Below are 17,689 nucleotides of genomic sequence, written 5' to 3'. Positions count from 1 at the left end.
AATCCAATTTCATGCAATTTTCAATAAAAAAATGCCTGCCTCATATTCTTGTTTTAGTAGGCTTTATTTGTATTTCATTAGCTTATTTTAGTCCTGTTTTAAAAGGTAAAGAAATTTACCAAAGCGATATAAAGCAGTATATTGGTATGTCCAAACAGCAAAAGGACTTTAAAGCAGACACTGGAGACGAAACATATTGGACTAATAGTGCTTTTGGTGGTATGCCAACGTATCAATTAGGTGCAAAATATCCTCATAATTACATTAAACAGCTCGATTTAACCTTACGCTTTTTACCCAGACCAGCCGATTACTTATTTCTCTATTTTATAGGGTTTTACATATTGTTATTGACATTAAAGGTCGACTTCAAATTAGCAGCTTTAGGTGCCTTGGCTTTTGGTTTTTCCACCTATTTAATTATTATATTAGGAGTGGGCCATAATAGTAAAGCACACGCTATTGCCTACATGCCTTTAGTTTTAAGCGGCATCATTCTCACATTTCGGAAACAATACATTGCAGGGTTTTTATTAACTGCTGTTGCTATGGCTTTAGAGTTGGTAGCCAATCACTTTCAAATGACCTATTATTTGATGTTTTTAGTGCTGGTAATTGGTATTGCATATTTGGTAGATGCGTATAAGAAAAAAATGTTACCTCATTATTTTAAATCTGTGGGCATCTTGTTAGCTGCTGTGATTTTGGCTATTGGATTAAATGCTACCAATATCCTTGCTACCCAAGAATATGCGGCAGAAAGTACGCGTAGTCAAAGTGATTTAACCATTAATCCTGATGGTTCGCCTAAAGAAGTTACAACTGGTTTAGATAAAGCTTACATAACAGAATACAGCTACGGACTTTTAGAAACTTTTAATTTATATATTCCTCGATTTTTAGGTGGTGGAAGTTATGAAGACGTCGGGAAAGATTCCGCTACTTATGATTTTTACCTTACTCTTGGTGCCACGCCACTTCAGGCTATGCAAGAAGTTAAACAAACGCCAACATATTGGGGAGATCAAACCATAGTTGAAGCACCAGCATATGTTGGAGCAGTGGTTATATTTTTGTTTGTTCTGGCCTTGTTTTTAGTGAAAGGCCGCTTGAAATGGTGGTTAGTTGGCGGAACCGTATTATCACTATTATTATCCTATGGGAAGAATCTCGGATTTTTAACCGATTTCTTTATTGATTTTGTACCTATGTATAATAAGTTTAGAGCAGTAAGTTCTATTCAAGTTATTTTAGAATTGTGTATTCCAATATTAGCTATTTTCGGGTTGGTACGGTTATTTAATCCACTTGAAAAACAAGAAGAAAAGCTAAATGCTTTAAAATATACGGCTATGATTACTGCGGGATTAGCTGTGGTATTTTTACTCTTTAAATCGTCTTTATTTAATTTTGTTGGTGCTAATGATGGGTTGTACCGTCAGAATTATGGCCCTCAATTTATTGATGCTGTTATAAAAGACAGAAAAGCATTTTTCACACAAGACACCTTACGAACCTTAATTTTAGTGTTACTTTCAGCAGGAACGATTTTTATGTTTATTAAGGAGAAACTATCTGAAAAAATAGTCATATTCATTTTTGCAGGTTTAATAGTTTTCGATTTGGTTGGAGTAGATAGACGCTATGTAAATAATGATAATTTTGTTTCATCCGTTCAAGTAAACAAGCCGTATCAAGCTAATGCTGCGGATTTAGCGATTTTGAAAGACCCTGAACATTTTAGAGTTTTAGATTTAACATCAGGTGGCGCAAGAGCGTCGTATTTCCATAATTCAATTTCAGGCTACCACGCTGCTAAGTTGAAGCGTTTTAATGAATTGTATGATTTTCATATTTCGCAAAACAACATTAATGTGTTGAATATGCTAAATGCCAAGTATATTATAGCACAAGATGATGATGATAATATATTCCCATACACAAATACGGATGCCAATGGAAACGCTTGGTTTATTCGCAGTTTAGAACAGGTTAATGATCCGAATTTTGAAATATTAAAGCTTGATAGTTTAAATACGAAGCAAATTGCAATTACCTCGATGAAAGGATTAGAAAGCAAAACATTTCCTATAGATTCATCGGCAAAGATTCAAGTAGAAATATATAAACCAAACTATATTAAATACCAATCGGAATCCGCTGTAGATGGTTTTGCTGTGTTTTCTGAAATATATTATAATCATGGTTGGAATGCCTATATAGATGGCGAATTAATGCCATATACACGTGTTAATTATGTACTACGCGCCATGAATATTCCGGCCGGAAAACATACAATTGAATTTAAGTTTGAACCAGAAGTAATACAAACAGGTAGCACTATTGCTTTAGCAAGTTCTGTTGTTTTTGTATTATTATGTTTAGGTGGTTTGTTATATGGATTTAAACGAAAAACAGACTAGTGTGCGCAAAAAGGTTCTTATCGTTACATACTATTGGCCACCAGCAGGAGGTCCAGGTGTGCAGCGTTGGTTAAAATTTGTAAAATACTTACCAGATTTTAATATAGAGCCTGTAGTATATATTCCAGAAAATCCTAATTATCCCATTGTTGATGATAGCTTACTATCCGAAATTCCTGATTCGGTAACCATCATTAAACAACCTATTTCAGAACCTTATAAATTAGCTGGTTTGTTTTCAAAAAAGAAAACAACAACAATCAGCAAAGGCATTATTACCAATGATAATAAACAAACAGCTTTAGAGCAAGCTTTACTTTTTATTCGTGGTAATTTCTTTATTCCAGATGCGCGGAAGCGTTGGGTGAAACCTTCTGTAGCCTATTTATCTAGTTATATTAAAGCAGAAGGGATAGACACCATTATAACAACAGGTCCACCACATAGTTTACATTTAATTGGTTTGGAACTAAAAAGGAAACTACACTTAACTTGGCTAGCGGACTTCCGAGATCCTTGGACAACCATTGGCTACCATAAACAATTAAAGCTTACTAAAGGTGCTGAAAACAAGCATAAGAAATTAGAGCAAGATGTTTTAAGAACTGCCAATCGCATTATAGTAACAAGTTATGTTACCAAAGCAGAATTTGAAGAAAAAACAAACCAGCCAATTTCGGTAATTACAAATGGCTATGATGTTAATCATGTAGCCAAATCTGAATTGGATGCGCAATTTACATTGGCGCATATTGGTTCCTTATTATCCAAACGAAATCCGGAAATATTATGGCAGGCCTTAAGCGATTTGATTGCTGAAAAACCAAATTTCGCAACAGACTTCAAATTGAATTTAGTCGGTTTTGTGAGTGAAGATGTGTTGCAATCTATAGATTCGTATGGCTTAAGTCATTATATAAATGAAGTTGGTTATGTATCACACGAAGAAGCAGTTAGATTTCAAAAAAACTCACAAGTATTGTTGTTAATTGAAATAGATTCGCCGGATACACGTTGTATAATTCCTGGGAAACTATTTGAATATATGGTTTCCGAAAGACCTACAATTGCAATAGGTCCTGAAGGATCAGACGTAGCATCTATTTTAAAAGAAACGAATACAGGTAGCTATTTTAAATATGATGATTATAACGCTTTAAAGATGCAAATAGAATTGCATTATGATTCGTTTAAAAGAGGAAGTTTACAAGCGCATGGAATTGGATTACAAAAATATAGTAGAAAAGCATTAACCAAATCATTATCCGAATTATTTTAAATGGGAATCGTAACCAGTCAGTCTATAAAAAATACAATTATCACCTATCTAGGTTTTGGATTGGGTGCCATAAATGTGTTGTTTTTATTTACTGAATTTATAAGTGACGAATATTTCGGTTTAATTACTTATATCTTTTCTACAGCCAATGTTATGATGCCTATTTTAGCATTTGGCGTCCACAATACGCTTATAAAATTCTATTCAACTTATAAAACGCGACAAAGACAGAATGGATTTTTAATACTCATGTTGTTTTTACCATTAGCAATTATTATTCCCACAGCCATTATTGGTTTTTTTGCTTTTAATGGTATTAGCACATGGTTAGCTGGAACAAATGTCATAGTTGTAGATTATGTTTGGCTCATTTTTATTTCGGCCGTTGCCTTTTCTTATTTTGAAGTGTTTTATGCTTGGTCTCGAGTGCAAATGCAAAGTGTTTTTGGAAATTTTATGAAGGAAGTTTTTCATAGAGCTGGAACCATGATTTTATTGTTCTGCTTGTATCTTGGTTTTATAGATGTTGAGCAACTTATTTATAGTATAACAGGTATTTATATTATTCGTGTGGTTATCATGAAGTTATACGCGTTTAGTTTGCGGTTTCCGTCCTTTAACATGGTTAAAATCCCAAATCTTTCATCTGTTTTAAAATATACTTCACTTATAATTATAGCAGGTTCCGTTGCTAATGTTATTTTGGAAGTGGATAAGTTTATGTTGAATAGATATGTAGCTATTGAATATGTGGCTTACTATGGTGTAGCTATTTATATTGCGTCCGTAATTGGTGTACCTAGCCGCTCTATGCATCAGATAATTAGTCCGCTAACGGCTAAATTTTTGAATGAAAGAAACAGAACAGAGTTAGATAAATTATACAAAAAAAGCTCGTTGAGTTTATTTATAATTAGTGGGTTTATTTTCCTGCTTATTATCTTAAATATTAATGAATTATATAATTTCATTAATGAAAACTATGCGGATGGAATTCTGGTTGTTTTTATAATAAGTCTCTCTAAACTAACCGATAGTTTATTAGGGAATAACAATGCTATTTTATTTAATAGTGATTATTACCGAATGGTTCTTGTTTTGGGTGTATTTTTAGCTGTACTAACCGTTCTTTTAAACATGGTGTTTATTCCTATATATGGCATAAATGGCGCTGCTTTTGCAACTTTTTTAGCTATATTATTGTACAATATTGCAAAACTATGGTTTGTAAATGTTAAATTGAAAATGCAACCATTTACCTGGAATACCGTTAAAGTTTTAGTTCTCTTACTTGTGAGTCTAGGTATATTTTATTTCTGGGATTTTCCATGGCACCCCATAATTAATATAGGATTAAAATCTTTTTTAATAACTGCCTTTTATGGAACGGTTGTTTATACTATGCATTTTTCTGAAGATATTACCCAGCTCATCAATAACATCATCAAACGTATTAAAAGAGAAAATCCCACGATGTAGCTTTGAGGCATACAAATCGCAGGACTTTCTTACTAACCAACCAAAATTTTTATCTTCTTCGACTAGTGTCCGATTGTCTGGAATTACTAGTAGTTTTTCTTTCTTTACTATATGTACGAGATTTAGGAGCCGTTGGTTTTTTATATGTCTGATTTTTTTTATTTACCCGTTTAGATTGGGTTCTAGAGCTAGTACTTTTCCTTGAACTGTTTTCCCTTGAGCCGTACGCAGAAACTTTTCTATTGTTAGTTCTTGTACTTGCCTTACTATTGCTACGAGTTCTAGGTTTTGAGCTTGCTTCGGTTTTACTTCGTGCATTACCATTTGTTTTCAAGGTATTAGAACGCCTTGCGTTTGTATTTCCTCTAGCGGAAGTCTCATTAGCTCGACTTCTAGGCGATTGCTGCACCGCATTATTTCTACTTCTAGGAGCTTGTTGTGAAACCGAGTTTCCACGTCTATTTGGTGTTCTTGTTGCTAATTCGGAACGCCTAGTTATGGTATTGCCTCTTCGACTAGCAACGGCACTCGTACGTCTGTAATTATTGGTGAAGGGTGTAGAATAACTATAACGAACAGGTGTGTAATGCTGTCTGTATGGCCTTTTATAAACTACGCAATAATCATAAGCCGGAACGCGGTAATACCTGTGCCAAGGTCTATACACATAAATGCGGTTATAAGGGTTGATAAAACCTGTACAGTACGTGAATTGGTTATATCTATTATAATGAACATACATACCGCCAACACTCACCAAATAACCAAAACTATTGTAGCGCATGTTTACATCTCCAACACGAGTTACACGACCGTAATAATCATAATAAACAGGAACATGTTCAATTTGAATTATGGCACCAAACTCATCGTATTGTACAAAGCCATTATAATCATAACCTGTATTAAAACTAATGCTTACATTGGGTGTATTAACGGTTACATTCACATTATTCGTGTAATTCGGCATATGAAAATCAAATTGCCCATCCGGAAATAACGAAAACTCGATTCCGCCTTCAACAAAAATGAAATTATTCCCATTACCAAATCCGCTATTGTTTATTTCATAAGGTTTTTGGTCTGGTATATCGTTTGTATTGGCCATGACTGCTGTACTTGACACAAATAGTATCGAAAGTAAAAATGCTAACTGTTTCATAATTGTTGTGTATTAATTAAACTCATATGTAATAAAACAAACAACGTGCCAAAATACTTGCACAATTAGTATGTTGTTGATATTCAATAAATTAAAATTTAATTAGAGCTTTAAAATTGAAAGGTTGGTGTTTGTAATTTCTACTAATTGAACAACTCAAGAAAAAACAAAAATCCCAAATAATCGTTTTCGGATTACTTGGGATTTTTCACTAACTAACTAACTAACTAACTAACTAACTAAAACTTATCTTTTCCGCTTTAATGGCTGCGTTTTTATTTTAGAATTATTTGTTTTGTCTTTTCTGTAGTAATAGAAATCTTCTGAATTATGGTCATTATAATTATAATCAGAATGTGTATTTGTAGAGCCATGATTTATAGTACAACCATATATACCACATAGGTGACACATATTACTAAATGGACTTACAAAACCATGTTGACTAATAATTTCGCCCCAATGGTTATAATTAATATGTAATCCGCCTACTTGTTTTAACAAGCCATTTCGGTTATAACTCATATAGATTGAGCCAGCACGTTTAATTTTTCCGTTGCGGTCGTAATTAATAAATACATTCCCAATTCGTCTTACTTGTCCGTTGGCATCATGCGTTACAATGACACCTTGATTTCTTGGAGCTGCATATCGTACGCGGTTATTGGTTGCAGGTGCACCATAGGTAATATTTACAGAACCACGTTTTGTATGTGTTGAACTCCGGTAGTAATAATTACTTTCAAAGTGACTTGCCTGTGAATTCGCATTTGTATTGAAGTCAAAACTACCATTTGGAAAAATCATGAATTCAATGCCACGTTCTATAAAAATAATTGGCTGCGCATAGCTAGGGTTCAAAATTACTAAATCATCAGCTGTAGAAACAGACCGATTTGTGTTTGCTGTTACAGTTGTTAATCCTATTAACAAAGCTGTAATTAAAAGTACTTGTTTTTTCATCGTATTAGGATTTTGATTATGCCTACTCATAAGCTTTTCGGCTTTCGCTATGTTATAAATAGTACTCAATTGTCGTGCCAAAATAATAACTTGCTGACATTCAGAAATATATATAGGTGTTAAAGACGAATAATTTATTTACTTTTATCTGTACCAACTTTTTCATATATGCCAACTACAAAATACACCTGTAAAAACTGTGAAGAATCTTTTAATGAGGACTATAAGTTCTGTCCTAATTGTGGGCAAAAATCTAAAGATAACATTACGTTAGGTGTATTATTTAGTAATACTATAAGTAACTACTTTTCAGTAGATGCTAGATTCTTTAAAAGTTTTATCCCCTTAATGTTTAATCCGGGCTATTTAGCCCAACGTTTTTTGGAAGGCAAACGACTGCTGTATTTACATCCGGCACAATTGTATTTGTTTATGTCGGTTGTATTTTTCTTCTTGTTCTCATTTGTTGCTAATGAACAAGCAGAAACCATTGATACATCTATGGAGAAAAGTTTTGATCAAGCTAAAGTGGTAGTGGATTCTTTAACATTAAAACCTGTAGATTCTTTACAACTTGAAAATTATATGAAACCCTATTTAGAAAAACATGAAAAAATGGGCATTTCAAATAAAGAACTTAAAAATTTAGATTCTATTATAAACAAAGGAGAGAGCACAAAGCCAGTGTTTAATTTTGGTTTTAATCAAACAGAAATTGATTCATTAATTAGAGTAGGCGCATCCAATGAAACCATTTATAAGCACATGGGACTAGAGGAAGATGCTGGATATTTAAAAAAACGTTCTTATGAGCAAGCGCTCAAGTTTTTTAAAACTAAAAGTGGTGGTTCTATATTAAAACGCTTTTATGATACGCTTCCGTTTGCTATGTTTTTCCTACTGCCAATTTTTGCACTCTTACTTAAACTTTTCTATTTTAAAAAAGGCACGTACGCTATTCACTTGGTTTTTAGTTTTTACTTCTTTGCGTATTTGTTCACGGTGTTTAGTATTCTTTTACTTTGTAATTTTATTTGGGAAGGATTCCCTGGTTGGTTGACCTTTTTGGTTATGTTATCCACATTTATATACCTTTTTATTGCATTAAAGCGGTTTTATAAGCAAGGGTGGTTTTTGAGTTTTATAAAGTGTAACGTAATTGTTTTTATATTTTTCACTTTATTATTTCCAATAACTTTTTTCTTAGGGTTTTTTGCTTTTTTGTATTATTAAAGCTTTTCTTTAAGGTATTTACCCGTAATAGATTTTTTATTTTTAACTAATTCTTCTGGCGTACCTTCAGCAATAAGATAACCACCACGTTCACCACCTTCTGGTCCTAAATCAATAATATAATCGGCACATTTAATCAATTCTAGATTATGTTCAATTACAATTATGGAATGGCCTTTTTCAATTAAGGCATAAAAAGATTTTAGTAATTTTTGAATATCATGAAAGTGCAGACCTGTTGTGGGTTCATCAAAAATGAATAAGGCTTGATCACTTTTACTACCTTTTCCTAAAAATGTAGCTAATTTTATGCGTTGAGCCTCACCACCAGAAAGGGTAGAGGAGCTTTGTCCTAGTGTTACATAACCCAAACCAACATCTTGTAAGGGTTGTAGTTTTGTTTGAATTTTTTTCTGTTCGGTCTTCGTGAAAAAATCAATGGCATCATCAATAGTTAGGTTTAATATATCATCAATAGATTTGCCTTCAAATAGAACTTCTAATACTTCTTTCTTAAAGCGTTTTCCATTACAAGTTTCACAGGTTAAATGCACATCTGCCATAAATTGCATTTCAATAGTCACTTCACCTTCACCTTTGCAGGTTTCACAACGACCACCATCTACATTAAAACTAAAATGCTTGGGTTGGTAATTCCGAATGTTACTTAATTTCTGACTCGCAAAAAGCGCGCGAATATCATCATAAGCCTTGATGTAAGTCACCGGATTTGAACGTGACGATCTTCCTATAGGGTTTTGATCTACAAATTCAATATGCTTTACATTATTGAAATTTCCTTTTAATTCCGAAAATTGCCCTGGTTTATCACCAAAGTCCGTTATTTTCTTTTGTAAAGCAGGATACACAATTTTTTTAATCAGTGTACTTTTTCCACTTCCAGAAACGCCTGTTACAACGGTTAGCATACCAAGCGGGAGTGTGACATCAATGTTTTTTAAATTGTTTTCTTTGGCGCCAATAATTTCAACCGCATATTTAGACGTGCGTCTTTTTTCAGGAACTTTAATTTCCAAATCACCATTTAAATATTGTGCCGTTAAAGACGACGATTTTAAAATATCCTGAAACGTTCCAGTGGCAACCACGTTACCACCAAATGTGCCTGCTTCAGGGCCAATATCTATAATTTCATCTGCAGCTTGCATGATATCTTCATCATGTTCTACTACAATTACGGTATTACCTAAATCGCGCAAAGCTTTTAAAACATCAATTAAACGTTCGGTATCTTTTGGGTGTAAACCAATACTAGGCTCATCTAAAATGTACATGGAACCAACCAAACTACTTCCTAAACTGGTAGCTAAATTAATTCGCTGACTTTCACCACCTGAAAGTGTATTGGATTTTCGGTTGAGGGTTAAATAACTTAAGCCCACATTATCCAAAAAACTTAATCGGTTGTTTATTTCTTTTAATAAACGCTTTGCTATTTGAGTATCGTGCACATTTAATTCGAGGTTTTTAAAGAAATCGGCTAACGAATCCAAAGGCATGTCTACCAAATCGGTAATGGTGGCATTGCTAATTTTTACAAAATCGGCTTCAGGACGTAAACGTTTTCCTTTACAGGTTTTACACTTTGTTTTTCCACGATATCTAGAAAGCATTACCCGATTTTGAATTTTGTAGGCTTTGGATTCTAATTCGGCAAAAAAGCTATTTAAGCCTTCAAAATATTCATTACCATCCCAAACTAATTGTTTTTGGTCAGGCGTTAAATCATAATAAGGTTTATGTATAGGGAAATCGAATTTGTGCGAATTATTAACCAGCTGATCTTTATACCAACTCATACTATCTCCGCGCCATGCAAATACAGCGCTTTCATAAATGGATAAACCCGTATTTGGAATAACCAAATCTTCATCAATTCCAATGACATCGCCATAACCCTCACAGGTTGGACAAGCACCATACGGATTATTGAAACTAAATAAATGAACATTTGGTTCTAAAAAATCAATACCATCTAATTCAAATTTATTACTAAAATGTTCTTGTGTATTTGTGGAAAGTGATTCAATATAACAATTCCCTTTTCCTTCAAAAAAGGCCGTTTCAATAGCATCTGCTAATCGGTTGTAAAAATCTTCTTCGTTTTTGGTAATGACACGATCTACAACCAAATAGATATTTTCCGGTTTTTCATTTATATCAAAAGCCTCATCAATTCTCACCACAGAGTCATTCACTTTAATTCTGGCGTAACCTTGTTGATTAAGTACTTTTAATTTATCGGTTAATGTTCTGTCTTTTTCCAAAAAAATAGGAGCGAGAAGGAGGAGTTTTTCACCTTCAGGAAAGGCTTTAATATGGTTTAAAACATCAGCAACGGTATCTTTTTTAACCTCTTTACCAGATTTAGGCGAATAGGTTTTACCAATTCTAGCAAACAGTAATTTTAAATAATCATAAATTTCCGTTGTTGTTCCAACAGTAGAGCGAGGATTGGTAGAATTTACTTTCTGCTCTATGGCAATAGCTGGCGCAATACCTTTAATATAGTCTACTTTAGGCTTATTTAAACGACCCAAAAACTGTCTGGCATAACTAGATAAGCTTTCTACATAACGTCTTTGCCCTTCGGCATAAAGTGTATCAAAAGCTAAACTTGATTTACCGGATCCTGATAATCCTGTAATTACCACCAATTTATTCCGAGGAATAACGACATCAATATTTTTTAAATTGTGCAGTTTAGCACCCTTAATGATGATGTTTTCTTTAGGGTTGACTTCGGAAATATTAGTATTCATAAGCTATTGGCAGAATTAATTGTGCAAAGATACTACAACAAAATACCATTAAAAAATAGAATGTATTGCAAATTATTTTAGTGAAAAATGAAAATAAGTTTGTTTTTTTAAAAGATATGTTGTTATATTTGGGTTCTATAAACCTAAAAATCACAAGAGTAGCCTATACGTTTAACATTACTTTATAATATCTTTTTAACCCCAAACCAGATTTTTTCTGGTATAAAAGTAATGATTATGCAAAACAATCTTATCACGGATGCTACCTTGGTTACCAGTTATATACAGGGAAATGAGCAAGCTATTGAGGTCTTAATCAATAGGCATAAACAACGTATTTTCAGTTTTATTTATTCAAAAGTTTATGATCGGGATATTGCCGATGATATTTTTCAGGATACCTTTATAAAAGTTATTAAAACTTTAAAAATGGGTAAATACAATGAGGAAGGGAAGTTTTTACCTTGGGTTATGCGTATTTCTCATAATTTGGTGATAGACCATTTCCGAAAAAACAACCGTATGCCTAAATTTAGTAATACGGGTGATTTTAATATTTTTTCCGTTTTAAGTGATAGTACTTTAGATGCAGAAAGAAGTTTAATTAAAGACCAAGTGGAACATGATGTGCGTCGTGTGATTGAAGAATTACCTGAAGATCAAAAAGAAGTATTAATGATGCGTATGTATAACGACATGAGTTTTAAAGAAATATCAGAAAAAACAGGTGTTAGCATCAATACAGCTTTAGGAAGAATGCGTTACGCACTAATCAATATGAGAAAGATAATAGATAAACATAATATAGTTTTAACTAATTGATACAATATATTTTAACTTGTTGCGTTAAGTAGAGTATAAACCAAAAAAAATGAATTTTAATGGCAAAACTTTACTCTCAAAAGAAACCTCAAAATCAAGTTAATTTAAACCCAAAAGAGGAAACTGTAAAATTTCTTCTTGATTATTCGAAGGCTTTAAGTGTTATAAATTGTAATAAGATGAAGTTTGAAGCGCTTCTCAACTAAACTTTGAAAAAGTCCTGATTAGTCTCAGGACTTTTTTTTTACATTTCTGCAGAGGCAGCAATCTTTTTTTTTCAATGATCTATATTCTATTTTTTGTTTTTAGAGTAGTAATCATTCAACACCGTTTTTCTGCCTATTGTTTTAGTAATAATATCTTTGTCTAAATCCCAACCACGAGCAGGTGAATAGTCCCTGCCATACCAAATTATCTGTAAATGCAAATCGTTCCAAAGTTCCTCGGGAAATAAACGTTTGGCATCTTTTTCGGTTTGTACCACATTTTTACCATTGGTAAATCCCCAACGATACATAAGTCTATGAATATGTGTATCCACTGGAAACGCTGGAATACCAAACGCTTGCGATAATACCACAGCAGCTGTTTTATGACCAACAGCAGGCAGCTCCTCAAGCTCTTCATAGGTTCTCGGAACTTCACCATTATGTTTATCAATTAATATATGAGATAAGCCATAGATTCCTTTACTTTTCATGGGCGATAAGCCGACAGGCTTGATAATTTCTCTGATTTCCTCAACCGAAAGTTTTATCATATCATACGGATTATCGGCTTTTGCAAAAAGGAGTGGTGTAATTTTGTTAACTCGAACATCGGTACTTTGAGCCGACATTAAAACGGCAATCAGCAAGGTATATGGATCTTTATGGTCTAAAGGCACTGGAATAGTTGGATACAGTTCCTTTAACGTTTTTATAACGAAATCTACCTTTTCTTGCTTGGTCATAAGTTGTATTTTTACAGAAATTGATTTTAAACAAAGATACTATGACAAATTTAAAACCCGGAGATAAAGCACCAGATTTTACAGCAAAAGACCAAGATGGAAATAGCATTTCTTTAAGTGATTATAAAGGTAAAAAACTTGTGTTATTTTTCTATCCAAAAGCCAGCACGCCAGGTTGTACAGCGGAGGCTTGTAATTTAAGTGATAATTATAGCCGTTTTCAAAAGGCAGGTTATGATATTTTAGGCGTTAGTGCAGATAGCGCAAAAAGACAATCAAATTTTAAAAATAAATACGATTTTCCCTATCCCTTATTAGCCGATGAAGATAAAGCCGTTATTGAAGCCTATGGCGTTTGGGGACCCAAGAAATTTATGGGCAAGGAATATGATGGCATTCATAGAACCACATTTATTATTGATGAAAAAGGACTAATTGAAGATGTTATTACCAAGGTAAAAACCAAAGCGCATACGGATCAGATTTTGGGTTAAAAATTAAAAAGCGACCTGTTAGGTCGCTTTTATTAAAATTATATAAGAATGATTTTTATTCAAAATCATAAGCTAAAACGGACTAATCCGCATAAATATGCTGATAGTCATTAGTTGTAAGAATAATAAGTAAGTCTTCTTCTAAAGTCCGAATAGACATTTCAACAATCCGATTTAATTCCACACCATTTTTATAAATAATAAAAGTAGGAACGTGACTTACTTGATACGTTTCTTCAATTTTGGAAGGTGATAGTTTATTAGCATCTAACGCGTAGTAATCAATGGTGTTTTCAGATATATGTAATTCATCCAATATTCTAGCAAATCGCGGAACATCACGCTGACTATCGCTACACCAAGTGCCCATAATTATTTTAAAACTTAAATTTTTAGTTGGAATACGCTTTAGCATTTCTATAGTCTGGCTATCTAATTGATAATTTTCGAAATTATCAGAAAACCATAGATTAAACACGGAATTACTAACCAATTCAGATCTAGAAATTTCACCAACTAAATCTTTTGGAGTTGTTTCAGCTTCAGATGACACATCTTGTGCTTTACACGTAAAGAAAATACCAAAACAGAAAAACAGAATTACTATTAATTTATGGCTCATATAAATGAATTTTTATATATCATCTGGGTGAATCATTTCTTCTGTTTCACAACCAAACAGACTTTTTTCTTTAATTAATCTGGAAACACCTTCTGGCAACATGGTTTCCCAACCTTCTTCACCATCTGATATTTTTTTAAGAACATTTCTTGAAAACACGTTTAAAACAGAACTGTCATAATCTGTAATATCCACAACTTTACCATTATACTTGAAAAACTTATAAAGTTCTTTCATACGTGGATGTACTTTTAAGTTTTCACTATTGGTAAGTTCGCCATTTTCATCTTGCATAGGGTAGAGGTAAACACGTAAATCTTTGAAAAACAATTTTCCAAAAGCTTCCAAAATACCACCACTTAAATGGCGGTAATATTTCTCGTCAAAAATATCAACCAAATTATTGACACCCATCGCTAAACCCATACGGCTCTTGGTATATTGTGAAAAATATTCTACTAATTTATAATACTCTTGGAAATTAGAAATTAAAACCGTGTGTCCTAATGAACATAGTAATTTGGCCCGATCCATAAAATCTTGCTCATCAATTTCACCTTCTGCACGTAAATTAGATAGGGTAATTTCAAAAACAACCTGTGTTTTATTAGGGTCTACTTTATTTTCTTTTAAAAACATGGCGTGAGATTTCTCAAACATGTCTATATTTACTTTTGTAACAGGTCTGAAACTACCACGCAATGCTAAAATATTCTTCTTATAAAGTACACGTGCTGGCAATACATTATTACCATCTGGTGCAAACATAACGGCATCCGTCATGCCATTTTTTACTAATTGCAAACTCATTAATCGGTTATCCACATCCTTAAATGCAGGACCAGAAAAGTTAATGGTATCAATTTCTAATTGATCCTTATCTAAATGATCGTATAAATAACGGAGCAATTTTTTAGGTTCATTATGCTTATAAAAAGCACCATAAATTAAATTGGTGCCTAAAATACCCAGTGTTTCTTGTTGTAAACGCGCGTCGTTTTCTTTAAACCGTAAATGCAATGAAATTTCGTTATACTCATGCTCATCGGGATCAATTTGATAACGAATACCTACCCAACCATGACCTTTGTATTTTTTAGCAAAATCTATTGTAGCAACCGTATTGGCATAGGAAAAGAATAGTTTATTAGGGTGCTTATCACGAGGTAAGCGTTTTTCCATTAAATCAATTTCATGATATAACATTTTTAATAAACGCGCTTCAGTAACATAACGACCATCGGTTTCTATGCCATAAATGGCATCACTAAAATCCTTATCATAAGCAGACATGGCTTTAGCAATTGTGCCAGAAGCTCCACCAGCTCTAAAAAACTGACGCACGGTTTCTTGACCAGCGCCAATTTCAGCAAATGTTCCGTAAATATTTTCATTTAAATTTATACGGAGTGCTTTGGTGTTTAATGACGGTATTTCATCAAACTCTTTATCACCTTTTAAGCTAATTTCCATTGGGAATTTCAGTTAATTATAAGTGACAAAGGTATTAAAACGGGTGGTCAAACAAAAAATTAACCCTATTTTTGTTTCAAAATAAATACGATTGAAAATTACATTTTTAGGTACTGGGACATCTCAAGGAATTCCTGTTATAGGAAGTACAAATCCAGTATGTTTAAGTACAAACCCAAAAGATAAACGCTTACGTGTTTCTGTTCTAGTAGAATGGGATAGTTATACCTATGTCATTGATTGTGGGCCGGATTTTAGACAGCAAATGTTACGCGCCAAATGCACAAAAATTGATGCGGTTATTTTTACTCATGAACATGCAGATCATACGGCCGGATTAGATGATATTAGACCATATTTTTTTAATCAAGGTGCTATTCCAATTTATGCACATAAACGTGTTTTAGGCGAATTAACACGGCGTTTTGATTATATATTTACAACCGAAAATAAATATCCAGGTGCACCAAGTGTGGTACAACATGAAGTGAAAAACGAAGCATTTCCTTTAGGCAATATTGAGGTTGTTCCTATTAATGCCAAGCATTATAATATTCAAGTGTTTGGATATCGTTTTCAAAATTTTGCATATTTAACGGATATTAAAACAATTGAAGATTCTGAATTACAGAAATTAAAAGGCTTAGATGTTTTAGTGATTAATGCGTTGCGTGAAACCGAACATCCATCCCATTTAAATTTGGAGCAAGCATTGGAAATAATAGCATATTTAAATCCCAAACGGGCTTATTTAACACATATTAGTCATTTATTAGGTTTTCATGACGCCGTACAACAAACCTTACCGGAAAACGTTTTTTTAGCTTACGATAATTTACAAATTACCATATAATGAAGAATAAAATTTTTATGTACCTGTTTATATTCGCACTTCTTTTAGTGGTGTTTCAATATGTAAACTCCAAGCGTATTTTAGACTCTTATGAGGGCATCATAGACAAAAAAGTTGCACATTTTGAACGCGATGCTCAAAAATATAATGATACCATTTCGGGGTTACGCGATCAGGTTTTAAACTTATCTGAATTTTCGGTAATGAATACAGAGTCTGCTTTAAGTTACTTTGAAGATAGAGGTTATCGTGTAAGTGAGCTGATTCCGTTTATTAAAGATGAGTTATACGAACTTAATTTAGTAAAAGGTGAGGAGCATCCTTTAATTCCTTATCCCGCACTAAATGGTGGTAAAATGATGATTGACCAAATACGCGTACTAAACCATAAATGGATTATAGCCAATTTTACCGATGGAAAATATTGGGGTGAAATATTAATTACCTATGATTTATCTGAAGATGAACAACTAACATTTAAAGTAGCGGAAGCCTTCTTATATCCTTTCAATTAACCACTTTTTAAAGTCGTAAAAATTTTGAGGTGCTACACCATGACCAACTGGGAATTCGGCATACTGATTTTTAATGTTCAGACTATTTAAAAATTTAGGTGCTTGTCTCGCCCAATCTACTGGAATTACTTGGTCAGCACTACCATGAGAGCAGTAAAAATCTAGGTTAGAATAATCTTTGCCTAATGGGTTTTCTGGAATAATATTTGGGTTAATATAACCACTTAATGCAATTATATTTTTCACCTTTTCAGGGTAAGTTAATGCCACGGCATAACTTAAAATGGTTCCTTGACTAAAACCCAATAAATTCACGCTATCTTTATTAACAGGATAGGTGTTACAAGCATAATCGATAAATTCGGAGATTTTATCACGCGATTCCTTGGCTTGATCATCGTCGCTCCATTTTCCTTTTTCGGCATCAAAATTTATAGCATACCAAGCATTCCCATAGGGCTGCATGGCCTGCGGTGCACGAAGTGAAATAATAAACAGTTCTTCAGGGAGTTCGGATGCAAAGGAAAACAAATCGTTTTCATCACTGCCATAACCATGACATAGAATTAATAAAGGTGCATTTTCTTTTAATGATGAGGGTCTTGTGATATAGTGTAAATTCAATGTGTCTTTTTT

The 17,689-nt window shown here is 33.2% G+C and carries 16 protein-coding genes; 9 read left to right on the top strand and 7 right to left on the bottom strand.

Annotated elements, in window-relative coordinates; all coding sequences use genetic code 11:
- The first annotated feature begins 11 nt into the window (after window positions 1-11).
- The 3 genes from ACN0QX_RS04015 to ACN0QX_RS04005 are packed head-to-tail and all read left to right on the top strand — an operon-like array spanning window position 12 to window position 5,181.
- Complete coding sequence (locus tag ACN0QX_RS04015; RefSeq protein WP_417195633.1) at window positions 12-2,423, top strand: YfhO family protein; 2,412 nt, start codon at window positions 12-14, stop codon at window positions 2,421-2,423.
- Window positions 2,398-3,702, top strand: a complete 1,305-nt coding sequence (locus tag ACN0QX_RS04010; protein WP_417195632.1) for a glycosyltransferase family 4 protein — start codon at window positions 2,398-2,400, stop codon at window positions 3,700-3,702. Before ACN0QX_RS04015 ends, ACN0QX_RS04010 begins: the two co-directional genes overlap by 26 nt.
- Window positions 3,703-5,181: a lipopolysaccharide biosynthesis protein gene (locus ACN0QX_RS04005; protein WP_417195631.1), complete on the top strand. Its 1,479-nt coding sequence runs from the start codon at window positions 3,703-3,705 to the stop codon at window positions 5,179-5,181.
- A 49-nt stretch (window positions 5,182-5,230) separates the two neighbouring features.
- Here ACN0QX_RS04005 and ACN0QX_RS04000 read toward each other — a convergent pair whose 3' ends face one another.
- Together ACN0QX_RS04000 and ACN0QX_RS03995 are read right to left on the bottom strand one after the other, a co-directional pair.
- A complete protein-coding gene (locus ACN0QX_RS04000; protein WP_417195630.1) occupies window positions 5,231-6,343 on the bottom strand; it encodes a hypothetical protein in 1,113 nt (370 codons plus the stop codon).
- Window positions 6,344-6,589: 246 nt separating this feature from the next.
- The gene (locus ACN0QX_RS03995; RefSeq protein WP_248399847.1) at window positions 6,590-7,306 is read right to left on the bottom strand and encodes a hypothetical protein; all 717 of its coding nucleotides are present in this window, start codon (window positions 7,304-7,306) and stop codon (window positions 6,590-6,592) included.
- Between the two features lie 168 nt (window positions 7,307-7,474).
- On the opposite strand from ACN0QX_RS03995, the gene ACN0QX_RS03990 reads away from it, so the two are divergent.
- Window positions 7,475-8,539: a DUF3667 domain-containing protein gene (locus ACN0QX_RS03990; RefSeq protein WP_417195629.1), complete on the top strand. Its 1,065-nt coding sequence runs from the start codon at window positions 7,475-7,477 to the stop codon at window positions 8,537-8,539.
- On the opposite strand, the gene uvrA is transcribed toward ACN0QX_RS03990, so the two are convergent.
- Complete coding sequence (uvrA, locus tag ACN0QX_RS03985) at window positions 8,536-11,322, bottom strand: excinuclease ABC subunit UvrA (protein ID WP_417195628.1); 2,787 nt, start codon at window positions 11,320-11,322, stop codon at window positions 8,536-8,538. The two genes, ACN0QX_RS03990 and uvrA, sit on opposite strands and share 4 nt — an antisense overlap.
- 237 nt (window positions 11,323-11,559) lie before the next feature.
- Here uvrA and ACN0QX_RS03980 point away from each other — a divergent pair, with 237 nt between their 5' ends.
- The gene (locus ACN0QX_RS03980; RefSeq protein ID WP_248399841.1) at window positions 11,560-12,144 is read left to right on the top strand and encodes an RNA polymerase sigma factor; all 585 of its coding nucleotides are present in this window, start codon (window positions 11,560-11,562) and stop codon (window positions 12,142-12,144) included.
- Between the two features lie 59 nt (window positions 12,145-12,203).
- Window positions 12,204-12,350: a hypothetical protein gene (locus tag ACN0QX_RS03975; protein WP_248399839.1), complete on the top strand. Its 147-nt coding sequence runs from the start codon at window positions 12,204-12,206 to the stop codon at window positions 12,348-12,350.
- Between the two features lie 86 nt (window positions 12,351-12,436).
- Here ACN0QX_RS03975 and ACN0QX_RS03970 read toward each other — a convergent pair whose 3' ends face one another.
- Entirely contained in the window at window positions 12,437-13,096 is a 660-nt protein-coding gene (locus ACN0QX_RS03970) for an endonuclease III domain-containing protein (RefSeq protein ID WP_248399836.1), read from the bottom strand.
- Window positions 13,097-13,137: 41 nt separating this feature from the next.
- Between ACN0QX_RS03970 and bcp the strand changes: the two genes are divergently transcribed.
- The gene (gene bcp / locus ACN0QX_RS03965; protein WP_248399834.1) at window positions 13,138-13,590 is read left to right on the top strand and encodes a thioredoxin-dependent thiol peroxidase; all 453 of its coding nucleotides are present in this window, start codon (window positions 13,138-13,140) and stop codon (window positions 13,588-13,590) included.
- Window positions 13,591-13,672: 82 nt separating this feature from the next.
- On the opposite strand, the gene ACN0QX_RS03960 is transcribed toward bcp, so the two are convergent.
- Both ACN0QX_RS03960 and ACN0QX_RS03955 read right to left on the bottom strand, forming a co-directional pair.
- Complete coding sequence (locus ACN0QX_RS03960) at window positions 13,673-14,212, bottom strand: thioredoxin family protein (RefSeq protein ID WP_417195627.1); 540 nt, start codon at window positions 14,210-14,212, stop codon at window positions 13,673-13,675.
- A 12-nt stretch (window positions 14,213-14,224) separates the two neighbouring features.
- A complete protein-coding gene (locus ACN0QX_RS03955; protein ID WP_248399830.1) occupies window positions 14,225-15,685 on the bottom strand; it encodes a TonB-dependent receptor in 1,461 nt (486 codons plus the stop codon).
- Window positions 15,686-15,776: 91 nt separating this feature from the next.
- On the opposite strand from ACN0QX_RS03955, the gene ACN0QX_RS03950 reads away from it, so the two are divergent.
- Both ACN0QX_RS03950 and ACN0QX_RS03945 read left to right on the top strand, forming a co-directional pair.
- Window positions 15,777-16,538, top strand: a complete 762-nt coding sequence (locus ACN0QX_RS03950; protein ID WP_248399828.1) for an MBL fold metallo-hydrolase — start codon at window positions 15,777-15,779, stop codon at window positions 16,536-16,538.
- Window positions 16,538-17,053, top strand: a complete 516-nt coding sequence (locus ACN0QX_RS03945; RefSeq protein ID WP_248399826.1) for a hydrolase — start codon at window positions 16,538-16,540, stop codon at window positions 17,051-17,053. Before ACN0QX_RS03950 ends, ACN0QX_RS03945 begins: the two co-directional genes overlap by 1 nt.
- Here ACN0QX_RS03945 and ACN0QX_RS03940 read toward each other — a convergent pair.
- Window positions 17,036-17,677, bottom strand: coding sequence for an alpha/beta hydrolase (locus ACN0QX_RS03940; protein WP_417195626.1), 642 nt, complete (start codon window positions 17,675-17,677; stop codon window positions 17,036-17,038). The genes ACN0QX_RS03945 and ACN0QX_RS03940 overlap by 18 nt on opposite strands.
- Window positions 17,678-17,689: the final 12 nt, after the last annotated feature.

The sequence above is a fragment of the Bizionia sp. genome, assembly GCF_048259285.1.
Taxonomy (GTDB): Bacteria; Bacteroidota; Bacteroidia; order Flavobacteriales; family Flavobacteriaceae; genus Algorimicrobium; species Algorimicrobium hallyeonense.
The sequence above is the reverse complement of the archived record's forward strand: the minus strand, read 5'-3'. Positions and strand labels throughout refer to the sequence as shown.